The organism is Pseudomonas sp. F-14 TE3482 (genome assembly GCF_053629455.1).
The window spans coordinates 6127527-6140140 of record NZ_JBRJII010000001.1 but is presented as its reverse complement, the minus strand read 5'-3'; the positions used below and the strand labels follow the sequence as shown (position 1 = coordinate 6140140).

The 12614-nt window shown below is 57.8% G+C and carries 11 protein-coding genes, 3 tRNA genes and 1 riboswitch; of the genes, 11 read left to right on the top strand and 3 right to left on the bottom strand.

Annotated elements, in window-relative coordinates; all coding sequences use genetic code 11:
- Positions 1 to 4: 4 nt before the first annotated feature.
- From astB to astE, 3 genes are read left to right on the top strand one after another with little or no spacing between them, the layout of a single operon-like run.
- On the top strand, positions 5 to 1351 hold the full coding sequence (gene astB / locus AB7M26_RS27875; protein ID WP_123495824.1) for an N-succinylarginine dihydrolase: 1347 nt from the start codon (positions 5 to 7) through the stop codon (positions 1349 to 1351).
- 20 nt (positions 1352 to 1371) lie between these two features.
- A complete protein-coding gene (locus AB7M26_RS27870) occupies positions 1372 to 1662 on the top strand; it encodes a hypothetical protein (RefSeq protein WP_007904718.1) in 291 nt (96 codons plus the stop codon).
- A 12-nt stretch (positions 1663 to 1674) separates the two neighbouring features.
- Positions 1675 to 2685: a succinylglutamate desuccinylase gene (astE, locus tag AB7M26_RS27865; protein WP_123495825.1), complete on the top strand. Its 1011-nt coding sequence runs from the start codon at positions 1675 to 1677 to the stop codon at positions 2683 to 2685.
- A 129-nt stretch (positions 2686 to 2814) separates the two neighbouring features.
- Here the strand turns inward: astE and AB7M26_RS27860 are convergent, their stop codons facing one another.
- Positions 2815 to 3324, bottom strand: coding sequence for a 6,7-dimethyl-8-ribityllumazine synthase (locus tag AB7M26_RS27860; protein WP_008071834.1), 510 nt, complete (start codon positions 3322 to 3324; stop codon positions 2815 to 2817).
- Between the two features lie 115 nt (positions 3325 to 3439).
- Positions 3440 to 3609: riboswitch (FMN riboswitch) on the bottom strand.
- 197 nt (positions 3610 to 3806) lie between these two features.
- Between AB7M26_RS27860 and ltaE the strand changes: the two genes are divergently transcribed.
- The 7 genes from ltaE to AB7M26_RS27825 all read left to right on the top strand — a co-directional run bounded on the left by ltaE (position 3807) and on the right by AB7M26_RS27825 (position 9771).
- The gene (gene ltaE, locus AB7M26_RS27855; protein WP_123495826.1) at positions 3807 to 4811 is read left to right on the top strand and encodes a low-specificity L-threonine aldolase; all 1005 of its coding nucleotides are present in this window, start codon (positions 3807 to 3809) and stop codon (positions 4809 to 4811) included.
- A gap of 146 nt (positions 4812 to 4957) precedes the next feature.
- Positions 4958 to 7579, top strand: a complete 2622-nt coding sequence (gene alaS, locus AB7M26_RS27850; protein WP_123495828.1) for an alanine--tRNA ligase — start codon at positions 4958 to 4960, stop codon at positions 7577 to 7579.
- 90 nt (positions 7580 to 7669) lie between these two features.
- Positions 7670 to 8911, top strand: coding sequence for an aspartate kinase (locus tag AB7M26_RS27845; protein ID WP_038979429.1), 1242 nt, complete (start codon positions 7670 to 7672; stop codon positions 8909 to 8911).
- Between the two features lie 186 nt (positions 8912 to 9097).
- Positions 9098 to 9286 carry a carbon storage regulator CsrA gene (gene csrA / locus AB7M26_RS27840; RefSeq protein ID WP_002554426.1) on the top strand — a complete coding sequence of 63 codons (189 nt, stop codon included), beginning with the start codon at positions 9098 to 9100 and terminating at the stop codon, positions 9284 to 9286.
- A 62-nt stretch (positions 9287 to 9348) separates the two neighbouring features.
- Positions 9349 to 9439 (top strand) — tRNA-Ser (locus AB7M26_RS27835).
- A 107-nt stretch (positions 9440 to 9546) separates the two neighbouring features.
- Positions 9547 to 9623 (top strand) — tRNA-Arg (locus tag AB7M26_RS27830).
- Between the two features lie 71 nt (positions 9624 to 9694).
- A tRNA-Arg gene (locus AB7M26_RS27825) sits at positions 9695 to 9771 on the top strand.
- Between the two features lie 19 nt (positions 9772 to 9790).
- Here the strand turns inward: AB7M26_RS27825 and AB7M26_RS27820 are convergent.
- Positions 9791 to 10306, bottom strand: a complete 516-nt coding sequence (locus AB7M26_RS27820) for a cell envelope protein SmpA (protein ID WP_123495830.1) — start codon at positions 10304 to 10306, stop codon at positions 9791 to 9793.
- A gap of 321 nt (positions 10307 to 10627) precedes the next feature.
- On the opposite strand from AB7M26_RS27820, the gene mgtE reads away from it, so the two are divergent.
- Positions 10628 to 12070 (top strand): magnesium transporter, encoded by a 1443-nt coding sequence (gene mgtE, locus AB7M26_RS27815; protein WP_123495832.1) that lies wholly within the window; start codon positions 10628 to 10630, stop codon positions 12068 to 12070.
- A gap of 101 nt (positions 12071 to 12171) precedes the next feature.
- Here the strand turns inward: mgtE and AB7M26_RS27810 are convergent, their stop codons facing one another.
- Positions 12172 to 12498: an Arc family DNA-binding protein gene (locus AB7M26_RS27810; RefSeq protein WP_003178899.1), complete on the bottom strand. Its 327-nt coding sequence runs from the start codon at positions 12496 to 12498 to the stop codon at positions 12172 to 12174.
- Positions 12499 to 12614 lie beyond the last annotated feature (116 nt).

The following is a 12614-nucleotide window of genomic DNA, read 5'->3' as shown; positions in this document are numbered from 1 at the left end:
GCTGATGAAATCCTATGAAGTCAATTTTGACGGTCTAGTGGGGCCGACCCATAACTACGGCGGCCTGTCTTACGGCAACGTCGCGTCCCAGAGCAACAGCCAGCAGTCTTCGAACCCGAAGGAAGCCGCGCTGCAAGGCCTGGCGAAGATGAAAGCGCTGATGGAAATGGGCTTTCAACAAGGCGTTTTGGCGCCACAAGAACGTCCGGACGTCGCCGCATTGCGCCGACTGGGTTTCAGCGGTACCGATGCTCAGGTGATCGAGCGCGCCGCCAAAGAGGCCATGCCGCTGCTGGTTGCCAGTTGCTCGGCGTCGAGCATGTGGGTGGCGAACGCCGCCACGGTCAGCCCGAGCGCCGACACCGCCGATGGCCGCGTGCATTTCACCGCCGCCAACCTGAACTGCAAATACCACCGCAGCATCGAACACCCGACCACCAGCCGCGTACTGGGAGCGATGTTCGCCGATCAGAAGCACTTTGCTCACCACGCCGCTTTGCCAGCCGTGGCGCAGTTCGGTGACGAAGGGGCGGCCAACCACACCCGTTTCTGCCGTGAATACGGTGAAGCCGGCGTCGAGTTTTTCGTGTTCGGTCGCAGCGCGTTCGACACCCGTTACCCGAATCCGCAGAAGTACCCGGCACGCCAGACGCTCGAAGCGTCCCAGGCCGTCGCGCGTCTGCACGGCCTGAGTGATGACGGCGTGGTCTATGCCCAGCAGAACCCTTCGGTGATCGATCAGGGCGTGTTCCATAACGACGTGATCGCAGTGGGTAACGGCGAGGTGCTGTTCTATCACGAGGACGCCTTCCTCGACACCGAGCAGATGCTGGCTGAACTGCAAGGCAAACTCGCAAAAGTCGGTGGGAAATTTCAGTCGATCTGCGTACCGCGTTCCGCGGTCACCGTGGAAGACGCGGTACGTTCCTACCTGTTCAATAGCCAGCTGCTGTCGCGTCCTGACGGCTCCATGCTATTGATCGTGCCGGAAGAATGCCGTGGCAACGAGCGTGTCTGGCTGTACCTGCAAGGCCTGACCAGCTCTGGCGGCCTGATCCGCGAAGTGAAAGTTTTCGATCTCAAGCAGAGCATGCAGAACGGCGGTGGCCCGGCTTGCCTGCGGTTGCGCGTCGCACTTAACGAAACCGAACTGGCGGCCGTCAACCAAGGGGTTATCATGACGGCACCGTTGTACGGCACATTGACCGAATGGGTCGACAAGCACTATCGCGACCGCATGACCGAAAACGATCTGGCGGACCCGCAATTGCTGCTTGAGTGCCGGACGGCACTGGATGAACTGACGCAAATCCTTAAACTGGGCGCGGTTTATCCATTCCAGATCAATTGAACGTCGAGAGCGTAAAACACATGAGCGATACCCTGCAGCTGATCCTTGAAGACACCGACGGCACGCAACTGGAAACTTCCTGCACCCGCGTCGCGGTCATGTGGCAAGGCAAAGAGCTGTGGATCCAGCAGGACGGCCGCGGCCAGTTGCTGATCGGCGTAGACGTTGAAGAAGGTGACGCTGAATACGCCAACCTGCTGCTGCGCCCATTGGCGACTAATCTGGTAAGTTTGCAACTGGAGATGGAACCGGCCGACGTCGGTGATGATGAGGACCACGTACACGGCCCGGATTGCAATCACGACCACTAAGGAAACCGCTCTATGCTCGCCCTCGGCAAACTGCTTGAACTGACCCTCGCCGGCCGCGAACCGGCGGAGAAGACTCAACTGACTGTCGAAGGCGTGCGCATGCGCTGGTTGAGCGAAGGTGCGCTGGAAGTCCGGCCACCTGAAGCTCGCGACAACGGCCTGGACCTGCTGCTATCGGCCGGCATCCATGGCAACGAGACAGCGCCGATCGAATTGCTTGATCGCCTGTTGCACGATATTGCCCGCGGCGATCTTAAGCCCCGCGCACGTATTCTGTTCCTGTTCGGGAACCCGGAAGCGATTCGCAAAGGCGAGCGTTTCATCGAGCAGGACGTCAATCGGCTGTTCAACGGCCGGCACGAACAAACCAGTGGTTCCGAGGCCTTGCGCGCTTGTGAGCTGGAGCGGCTGGCGGCGACTTTCTTCAGCCTGCCGGACCGCAATCGCCTGCACTACGACCTGCACACGGCGATCCGTGGCTCGAAAATCGAGCAGTTCGCCCTGTACCCCTGGAAAGAAGGTCGTCAGCATTCACGCCTGGAACTGGCTCGCCTGCGCGCCGCCGGCATGGAAGCGGTGCTGTTGCAGAACAAATCCTCCATCGTCTTCAGTTCCTACACCTACGACAAGCTCGATGCCGAGTCCTTCACCCTGGAACTGGGCAAGGCCCGGCCGTTCGGGCAGAACGACGGGGTCAACGTCGATCTTCTTGAAACCCGCCTGAAGCAGATCATCGAAGGCACTGAGCCGCCAATGACCGACGACGGGCTGGATGGCTTGCAATTGTTCAGCGTCGCGCGGGAAGTCATCAAGCATAGCGATAGCTTCCGCCTGAACCTGCCGGCGGATATCGAAAATTTTTCGGAGTTGAAAGTGGGTTATGTACTGGCCGAGGATATCGCCAATACCCGCTGGGTCATCGAAGAGCAGGGCGCCCGGATCATCTTCCCCAACCCCAAGGTCAAGAACGGCCTGCGCGCCGGCATTCTGATCGTGCCGACCACCGACGAAAACCTCGCCTGACTGCGATATCAGGCTCGACATAGATCCTTGTGGGAGCGGGCTTGCCCGCGATAGCGGATGATCAGTCGAAAACTATGGTGACTGACACACTGCCATCGCGGGCAAGCCCGCTCCCACAGGTTTTGTGTTTTAAACCGCTACCGCGCGAGGCTCACTACGACGCAACGCCCGCATCTTGTGCAGCGTATCCGCACAAGTCTTTGCCGCTTCCTGACCTTTGTGCACGAAATGCTCGAAGAAGAACTTCTGATGTTCTTCGCCAGCATGGAAGTGGTGCGGGGTCAAAACCACCGAGAACACCGGCACTTCGGTTTCCAGCTGCACCTGCATCAGGCCGCTGATCACTGACTGGGCGACGAATTCGTGGCGATAGATGCCGCCGTCGACCACCAGGCCGGCTGCGACGATGCCGGCATAACGACCCGACTTGGCCAGCAGTTTGGCGTGCAGCGGGATTTCAAAGGCGCCGCCGACTTCGAAGAAATCGATGTCCGACTCCTGATAACCCTGAGCAATCATTTCGGCGACGAAGCCTTTACGGCTCTGATCGACGATTTCCTTGTGCCAGCAGGCCTGGATGAACGCGACGCGCTCGCCCTGATGGTTTTTGCTTTTGCTATCGATTGCGGTGGGTTGCATGTTCTGACTCCTGTTTGTGTGAAAAACAGGGCGTTATGAATCGAATGGGATTTAAGGGTACGCAGGCACAAGTGCCTGCGGACGGCGCTTTGGTACAGAGCCTAGGCGGCGCCAATCCCGTTCTCTCTTCATCCGGACTATGACCGTCGGCCCCGGGATCACACCGGGTCTGCTGACCTTGCCGCCATCACAGCCATTGCCGTGCTGCCGCCAAGCGCTCGCGGGCTATGCGCATTGCGCGCAATTACCGCCGGTGGGGAGTTACACCCCGCCCTGAGAACGTTTTGCCGCCAGATTGTTTGGCGGCGAAGCGTTTTTAACACATATTTCTCACCTGTGCATTGCTGCTATCTGATGATTGTTATCGACTTTTTCGTTGGCTTGAACCACCTTTTCCTAGCCGAAGGGTTGATTAATCATCGGCATGACCGCAGTAATTCCTTCCTGAAAGGGATTTCCCCCTGCTTACCGAGGCCAGATTCATGAGCGTTATCGATCTTCGCAGCGACACCGTCACCCAACCGACCGCAGGGATGCTCGACGCGATGGCGAATGCAGCCACCGGTGACGACGTTTATGGCGAAGATCCGACGGTCAACCGTCTGGAAGCCGAACTGGCAAAACGACTGGGTTTTGCCCAGGCACTGTTTGTCCCGACGGGCACCATGAGCAACTTGCTCGGCCTGATGGCCCACTGCGATCGCGGTGACGAATACATTGTCGGACAACAGGCTCACACCTATAAGTACGAAGGGGGTGGCGCGGCAGTGCTCGGTTCGATCCAGCCGCAGCCGCTGGAAGTGCAGGCCGATGGTTCGCTGGACCTGACGCAGGTCGCCGCGGCAATTAAACCGGATGACTTCCACTTCGCCCGCACCCGTTTGCTGGCGCTGGAAAACACCATGCAGGGCAAGGTTTTGCCGCTGGAGTATCTGGCCCGGGCTCGCCGTTTAACTCATGAAAATGACCTGGCGCTGCACCTGGATGGCGCGCGGCTCTACAACGCGGCGGTCAAGCTGGGTGTCGATGCCCGAGAGATCACTCAGCATTTCGATTCGGTTTCGGTTTGCCTGTCCAAAGGTCTGGGGGCGCCGATCGGTTCGGTGCTGTGCGGCTCGGTCGAGTTGATCGCCAAGGCGCGGCGTCTGCGCAAAATGGTCGGCGGCGGCATGCGCCAGGCCGGGATTCTCGCCGCGGCGGGGCTTTATGCGCTGGACAACAACGTTCAGCGCCTGGCGGATGACCATGCCAATGCGCATTTTTTGGCCGACGGCCTGCGAGCAGCGGGCTATGAGGTCGAGCCGGTGCAGACCAACATGGTTTACGTGCAAATGGGCGACAAGGCCGAAGCGATCAAGGCTTTTGCCGCGACACGCGGGATCAAGCTCAGCGCTGCCGGTCGTCTGCGAATGGTCACGCACATGGACGTCAGTCGTGCGCAAATCGAGCAAGTCGTCGCCACATTTGCCGACTTTTCTCACAACTGACCGTGTTAGCCGTCCAATTGACTGTTTCTATCGTATAAACACGCTGTACCCCGCGCGCAGGGCCGATATAATGCGGCCCTTTGCCGTCGCTTCGTCTGTTGACGTTTCGCACAGGCCTTTGGCCGCAGCCTCCGTGGAAGAACCTAATGAAAAGCGCAGAAATCCGTGAAGCCTTCCTTCGCTTCTTCGAAGAGCAAGGCCACACCCGTGTAGCCTCCAGCTCTTTGATTCCGGGCAACGACCCAACCCTGCTGTTCACTAACGCGGGGATGAACCAGTTCAAGGACTGCTTTCTGGGCCAGGAAAAGCGCGCGTACACCCGCGCTGTAAGCAGCCAGAAATGCGTGCGCGCCGGCGGCAAGCACAACGACCTGGAAAACGTCGGTTACACCGCCCGTCACCACACCTTCTTCGAAATGCTGGGTAACTTCAGCTTCGGTGATTATTTCAAGCGTGACGCCATCACCTACGCCTGGAACTTCCTGACCTCCGAAAAGTGGCTGAACCTGCCCAAAGAAAAGCTCTGGGTCACCGTCTACGCCAGCGATGACGAGGCGTACGACATCTGGACCAAAGACATCGGCGTGCCGGCCGAGCGCATGGTTCGCATCGGCGACAACAAGGGCGCGCCGTACGCGTCCGACAACTTCTGGACCATGGGCGATACCGGCCCATGCGGTCCTTGCACCGAGATTTTCTACGATCACGGCGCCGACATCTGGGGTGGCCCACCGGGCTCGCCGGAAGAAGACGGCGACCGTTACATCGAAATCTGGAACAACGTGTTCATGCAGTTCAACCGCACCGCCGATGGCGTGTTGCACCCGTTGCCAGCGCCGTCGGTGGACACCGGCATGGGCCTGGAGCGGATCAGTGCCGTGCTGCAGCACGTTCACTCGAACTATGAAATCGACCTGTTCCAGAGCCTGCTGAGCGCATCGGCCAAAGCCATCGGTTGCACCAACGATGCTCAGGCTTCGCTGAAAGTCGTGGCTGACCACATCCGTTCCTGTGGTTTCCTGATTGCCGACGGCGTGCTGCCATCCAACGAAGGTCGCGGTTATGTGCTGCGCCGGATCATTCGTCGCGCTTGCCGTCACGGCAACAAACTGGGCGCCAAGGGCAGCTTCTTCTATCAGATCGTTGCGGCCCTGGTCGCCGAGATGGGCGAAGCGTTCCCTGAGCTGAAATCCCAACAGGCGCACATCGAACGCGTCCTGAAAGCCGAAGAAGAGCAATTCGCCAAGACCCTGGAGCAGGGTCTGAAGATCCTCGAGCAGGATCTGGCCGAACTCAAAGGCGACGTGGTGCCGGGCGATGTAGTGTTCAAGCTTTACGACACTTACGGCTTCCCGATGGACCTGACCGGCGACATCGCTCGCGAGCGCAGCCTGACCATCGACGAAGAAGGTTTCGAGCGCGAAATGGAAGCCCAGCGCGTCCGTGCTCGCTCCGCCAGCTCCTTTGGCATGGACTACAACAGCCTGGTCAAGGTTGATGTGGCCACCGAGTTCACCGGTTACACCGCTCACAGCGGTTCCGCCAAAATCGTTGCTCTCTATAAAGACGGGCAATCGGTTGACGTGCTGAGCGAAGGCGAAGAGGGCGTGGTCGTTCTCAATCAGACCCCGTTCTATGCCGAATCCGGTGGTCAGATTGGTGATTGCGGCTTCCTCCAGGCTGGCGCTGCGCGTTTCGACGTGCGCGACACCACCAAGACCGGCGGCGCGTTCCTGCACCACGGTGTACTGGATTCGGGCAGCCTGATCGTTGGTGCTCCGGTCGAGACTCATGTCGATGCCGACGTGCGTCACGCGACGTCGCTGAACCACTCCGCCACTCACTTGCTGCACGCTGCATTGCGTCAGGTATTGGGCGAGCACGTTCAGCAGAAGGGCTCGTTGGTCGACAGTCAGCGTCTACGCTTTGACTTCAGCCACTTCGAGGCGATCAAGCCTGAGCAGTTGAAGGCACTGGAAGACATCGTCAACGCCGAGATTCGCAAGAATTCCGAAGTTGAAACCGAAGAAACCGACATCGAAACCGCCAAGCAAAAAGGCGCCATGGCGCTGTTCGGCGAGAAGTACGGCGACAGCGTGCGCGTGCTGAGCATGGGCGATTTCTCTGTCGAGTTGTGCGGCGGTATTCACGCCACCCGCACCGGCGACATCGGCCTGCTGAAAATCATCAGTGAAGGCGGTGTAGCCTCCGGTGTGCGTCGTATCGAGGCATTGACCGGTGCAGCTGCGCTGGCCTACTTGAACACGGCAGAAGAACAACTCAAGGAAGCGGCCAACCTGGTCAAGGGCAGCCGCGATAACCTGATCGACAAGCTGTCGGCTGTGCTGGAGCGCAACCGTCTGCTGGAGAAGCAACTCGAGCAGTTGCAGGCCAAAGCGGCCAGCGCGGCGGGCGACGATCTGTCGGCTTCTGCCCTGGACGTCAAAGGCGTGAAAGTGCTGGCCGTGCGTCTGGACGGTCAGGACGGCAAAGCGCTGCTGGCGCTGGTCGATCAATTGAAAAACAAACTCGGCCGCGCAGTGATCCTGCTCGGCAGTGTCCATGAGGAAAAGGTCGTTCTGGTTGCAGGCGTGACCAAAGACCTGACTGGCCAACTCAAAGCCGGTGATTTGATGAAACAGGCTGCTGCGGCAGTGGGCGGGAAGGGCGGTGGTCGTCCAGACATGGCGCAGGGCGGTGGTATTGACGCTGGCGCACTGGATACCGCATTGGCCCTGACCGTTCCATTTGTAGAGCAGGGTTTATAAGGCAGTGTGCCTGGCCCGCGGTCTAGTGGCGGGCCAGAACGCTGTTTGAGTGATTATTGGGCGCCCTTCATGGGCAGAGGCGGCTTTGAAATGGCTTTGATCGTACAGAAATTTGGAGGCACCTCAGTCGGCACTGTCGAGAGAATCGAGCAGGTCGCCGACAAGGTTAAGAAATTCCGCGAGGCGGGCGATGACCTGGTGGTTGTGCTGTCCGCAATGAGCGGCGAGACCAACCGTCTGATCGATCTGGCCAAGCAAATCAGTGGCGACGGCCAGCCGGTTCCTCGTGAGCTGGATGTGATCGTATCCACCGGTGAGCAGGTGACGATTGCACTGTTGGCCATGGCGCTGATCAAGCGTGGCGTGCCAGCGGTGTCGTACACCGGCAATCAGGTACGGATTCTGACGGATAGCGCGCACAATAAAGCGCGTATCTTGCAGATTGATGACCAGAAGATTCGCGGTGACCTGAAGGCCGGTCGTGTGGTGGTTGTCGCCGGTTTCCAGGGCGTCGACGAGCACGGCAATATCACCACCCTCGGTCGTGGCGGTTCCGACACCACCGGCGTGGCGCTGGCGGCAGCCCTGAAGGCTGACGAATGCCAGATCTACACCGACGTCGACGGCGTCTACACCACTGACCCACGTGTGGTGTCCGTGGCTCAGCGCCTGGACAAGATCACCTTCGAAGAGATGCTGGAAATGGCCAGCCTCGGTTCCAAGGTGTTGCAGATCCGTGCGGTGGAATTCGCCGGCAAGTACAACGTTCCGCTGCGCGTACTGCACAGCTTCAAGGAGGGTCCGGGCACCCTCATTACTATTGATGAAGAGGAAACCATGGAACAGCCGATCATTTCCGGCATCGCTTTCAACCGCGATGAAGCCAAGCTGACCATCCGTGGCGTGCCAGACACCCCGGGCGTGGCGTTCAAGATTCTCGGCCCGATCAGTGCCGCGAACATCGAAGTCGACATGATCGTGCAGAACGTTGCGCACGATAACACCACCGACTTCACCTTCACCGTGCACCGCAATGACTTCCAGGCGGCGCAAACCGTGCTGGAAAACACTGCTCGCGAGATCGGTGCCCGTGAAGTCATTGGCGACACCAAGATCGCCAAGGTCTCGATCGTCGGCGTCGGCATGCGCTCCCACGCAGGTGTGGCCAGCCGTATGTTCGAATCCCTGGCGAAAGAGAGCATCAACATCCAGATGATCTCGACCTCGGAAATCAAGGTGTCCGTGGTGATCGAAGAGAAGTACCTGGAACTGGCTGTGCGCGCTCTGCACACGGCTTTTGAACTGGATGCGCCAGCCCGACAGGGCGAGTAATACGTTCCCCCAAGGGCGCGGTCTGACCGCGCCCTTCGTTTTTTTGAATGGCGCGTACCAAAACTGTTCTTTTGCTCGCGCTAGTCAATACTCAGGCATGTAGGGCTGCGATCGTTCTGGTTGTAGGTCGAATGCCTTTTTTTTGCAGACTGTTGTCCCTGAAATGAAATGCGTGAGGAGAAAGGTATGCTGATTCTGACTCGTCGGTGCGCAGAAAGCCTGATTATTGGTGATGGCGAAATCACTGTGACCGTGCTCGGCGTAAAAGGAAATCAAGTGCGTATCGGTGTGAATGCCCCGAAAGAGGTTGCTGTGCACCGTGAAGAAATTTACCTGCGTATAAAGAAAGAGAAGGACGAAGAACCAAGCCATTAATTTTTATCGTTTTTTATGTTTGCAAACGGGGAAAAGGTTGGTTAAGATACGCCCCGTGTTGCGGAGAGCTGGCCGAGTGGCCGAAGGCGCTCCCCTGCTAAGGGAGTACACCTCAAAAGGGTGTCGGGGGTTCGAATCCCCCGTTCTCCGCCATTATTTGCGTAGTACGTTGTAATCTGGCTTCTTCGGTAAGTTGTTGAAATTACTAGAAAAAGTGCTTTACAAAAAGATTTAACGGCCTATAATGCGCGGCAACAAATGCACTCGTAGCTCAGCTGGATAGAGTACTCGGCTACGAACCGAGCGGTCACAGGTTCGAATCCTGTCGAGTGCACCATTTAAGAGTTGTTTGCAGTAATGTGAATAACTTGGCTTCAACCAGTTGTGATCTGGTATAAAAACACAAATGCACTCGTAGCTCAGCTGGATAGAGTACTCGGCTACGAACCGAGCGGTCACAGGTTCGAATCCTGTCGAGTGCACCAAACACCAAAAAGCCCGCGTTTAACGCGGGCTTTTTGCCGTCTGCGATTTGGCTTTTCCTTTAGTACAACCTTTCTCGTCGAACTCGACATGAGCACTGCGCCCTCGCTTGTTGTCGTAGCGATAGCTTACGGCTGAATTGCGGGTGGTGATTTTGTCGGGTTTGCCGAGGGCGCTTTCGACGTCCTGCTGACTCATGCCGGCAACGACCCGCTGATTGATGATCGCTATGCGGCGTTCCTTCGCGCTGAGCAGATCTCCACATCTGCCTTCGGATTGACCAGCGACCGTCGGCTCTCTCCTTTGCAATTTCGTACCTGATGTTTCGCGAGACTCGGCCTCAGGCATCAGGGGCGTCACGCTGCCTGGCAGGAACGTGCGTACGTCGTGTGTTGAGAGGCTTTCTCCTGCCGTACAGCTCAAGGTTGTGAAGGTGATGTGCCCATTGGCGGCTTCGCACCGGTGAACGGTCGTGGCGAGCACCTGGGGCGGCAGGCAGAGCAGGGCGGCTAGCAAATATTGAGCAATCGATGGCATTCGACGTCCTCCATGACGGTCTTCATCAAGGGTAGTCATTACATTTTCAAGCGGCGGTGTGTTTTCTTTTCAGGATGAGTCGTCGCAGTTTCATGGATCAGGATGGCGCTCAGGTTTATCTCGCAAGCACTTGTTTCAGCCGCTATTTTTTAACGTTTAAAACCGTCAGGCGGTGTTATCATTGCGCCCGTCAGCCCCGCCGGGGCTTGTGGAATACCTCCATGGACTTACCCAGTAGTTACTCGTTACCCCGTTTTTACAATCATGAATTGACTGATTGATCCTTCCGGCGTGCCCCGCTGCTGGGAGTGGAGTTCGCCTATGTCTGAAGTTGAAGTAAAGAAAACGCAGGAAAGCTTGCAGGACCGCCTCGCTCAAGTCGTTGAGCTGCTGCAGCGCCAGCGAGTGGTCGAAGACCTGACTCATCGCCAGGAAGGTCCGCATCACGACCGGGTCGAGAACCTGGTTCACCGGCAAAACCTCGTCGAGTTGCAACGCAAGCTCGATGATCTGCACTCCGCCGACGTTGCCTACATCCTTGAAGCCTTGCCGCTGGACGATCGCCTGACGGTCTGGCAACTGGTCAAGGCTGATCGCGACGGCGACATTCTGCTCGAAGTATCCGATTCGGTTCGTGAAACCCTGATCGCCGACATGGACGATCACGAGCTCCTGGCGGCGGCCAAGGACATGGATGCCGACGAACTCGCTGACCTGGCCTCCGAGCTGCCGCGAGACGTCGTCCACGAGCTGATGGAAACCCTCGATAATCAACAGCGTGAGCGCGTCCGCTCCGCGTTGTCCTATGACGAGGAGCAGGTCGGTGCGCTGATGGACTTCGAGATGGTGACTATCCGTGAGGATGTCAGTCTCGAAGTGGTTTTGCGTTACCTGCGTCGTCTCAAAGAACTGCCAAGCCACACCGACAAACTGTTCGTGGTCGATTACGACGGCGTGCTCAAGGGTGTGTTGCCGATCAAGCGTCTGCTGGTCAACGACCCGGAAAAGCAGGTGGCGGAAGTCATGGCCAGCGACCCGGTGAGTTTTCATCCGGACGAAGACGCTTATGAGGCCGCTCAAGCATTCGAGCGTTACGACTTGATCTCGGCCCCCGTAGTCGACAAGAACGGCAAGCTGATCGGTCGTCTGACCATCGATGAAATGGTCGACCTGATTCGTGAAGAGAGCGAAAACGAAGTTCTCAACATGGCGGGTCTGCGTGAAGAAGAAGATATTTTCGCATCAGTCTGGAAGTCCCTGCGCAACCGTTGGGCCTGGCTGGCGATAAACCTGATCACCGCGTTCATTGCATCGCGGGTGATCGGCCTGTTTGAAGGCTCGATCGAGAAACTGGTAGCCCTTGCGGCATTGATGCCGATCGTCGCTGGTATCGGTGGCAACTCGGGTAACCAGACGATCACCATGATCGTTCGGGCCATGGCGCTGGACCAGGTCAGTACTGGCAATACGTCGCGGCTGATGCGCAAGGAGTTGGCGGTTGGTTTGATCAATGGTTTGGTCTGGGGCGGCGTGATTGGTGTGGTGGCCTATCTGCTTTATGGCAGTTGGTCCCTGGGCGTGGTGATGACCGCCGCCATGACGCTTAACCTGTTGCTTGCGGCGTTGATGGGGGTTTTGATTCCGATGACCCTGGCGCGGCTTGGGCGCGACCCGGCAATGGGTGCCAGTGTGATGATCACGGCCATGACTGACAGTGGCGGCTTTTTCATCTTCCTCGGGCTGGCGACGATTTTCCTGCTTTGATGTCCTGTTTTAAAAGAGCCCGCCAATCGGCGGGTTTTTTTTAGCCAAATTTCAGGCAAAAAAAAGCCAGCAATTACGCTGGCTTGAGCTTTCGGGATGAATCAGGAAGCGTCTGCGGCCATTTCGGCGTCATGGGCGATCAGCGAAACCAGAGCGTTTTGCTGGCGGTGGGAGAGCTGGCGGAAGCGCTGCAGCAGTTCGCGTTCGTGCAAAGACAGTTCGGGGCTGTCCAGGCGCATGCTCAACTCTTCACCCAACGCGCCTTCCTGAATAAGGCTTTGCTCAAGGCGCGCGATGATTTCGGAGTTCATGCTGCGATGATGATTGCGAGCCACCTCGGCAATGCGTTCACGCATTCCGTCTGGCAGACGTACGACGAACTTGTCAGCCGTACGGCTGGAATAAATTGCCTGTTTCAATGGGCGCATATATTTAACCGGTTAGTTCAGGGGAGCGGTTCTCGGGATAGGCCGCAGGATGTCAGATAGGACAAGCACTCCGGCCAAATGTTCAACCTGAATTGATAGAGGCGCGCATCATGCCT

What these genes read in the sequence shown, in the direction of transcription:
- astB (WP_123495824.1), top strand. Translation starts at nt 5, where the DNA reads ATGAAATCCTATGAAGTCAATTTTGACGGTCTAGTGGGGCCGACCCAT.
- AB7M26_RS27870 (WP_007904718.1), top strand. Translation starts at nt 1,372, where the DNA reads ATGAGCGATACCCTGCAGCTGATCCTTGAAGACACCGACGGCACGCAA.
- astE (WP_123495825.1), top strand. Translation starts at nt 1,675, where the DNA reads ATGCTCGCCCTCGGCAAACTGCTTGAACTGACCCTCGCCGGCCGCGAA.
- AB7M26_RS27860 (WP_008071834.1), bottom strand. Translation starts at nt 3,324, where the DNA reads ATGCAACCCACCGCAATCGATAGCAAAAGCAAAAACCATCAGGGCGAG.
- ltaE (WP_123495826.1), top strand. Translation starts at nt 3,807, where the DNA reads ATGAGCGTTATCGATCTTCGCAGCGACACCGTCACCCAACCGACCGCA.
- alaS (WP_123495828.1), top strand. Translation starts at nt 4,958, where the DNA reads ATGAAAAGCGCAGAAATCCGTGAAGCCTTCCTTCGCTTCTTCGAAGAG.
- AB7M26_RS27845 (WP_038979429.1), top strand. Translation starts at nt 7,670, where the DNA reads ATGGCTTTGATCGTACAGAAATTTGGAGGCACCTCAGTCGGCACTGTC.
- csrA (WP_002554426.1), top strand. Translation starts at nt 9,098, where the DNA reads ATGCTGATTCTGACTCGTCGGTGCGCAGAAAGCCTGATTATTGGTGAT.
- AB7M26_RS27820 (WP_123495830.1), bottom strand. Translation starts at nt 10,306, where the DNA reads ATGCCATCGATTGCTCAATATTTGCTAGCCGCCCTGCTCTGCCTGCCG.
- mgtE (WP_123495832.1), top strand. Translation starts at nt 10,628, where the DNA reads ATGTCTGAAGTTGAAGTAAAGAAAACGCAGGAAAGCTTGCAGGACCGC.
- AB7M26_RS27810 (WP_003178899.1), bottom strand. Translation starts at nt 12,498, where the DNA reads ATGCGCCCATTGAAACAGGCAATTTATTCCAGCCGTACGGCTGACAAG.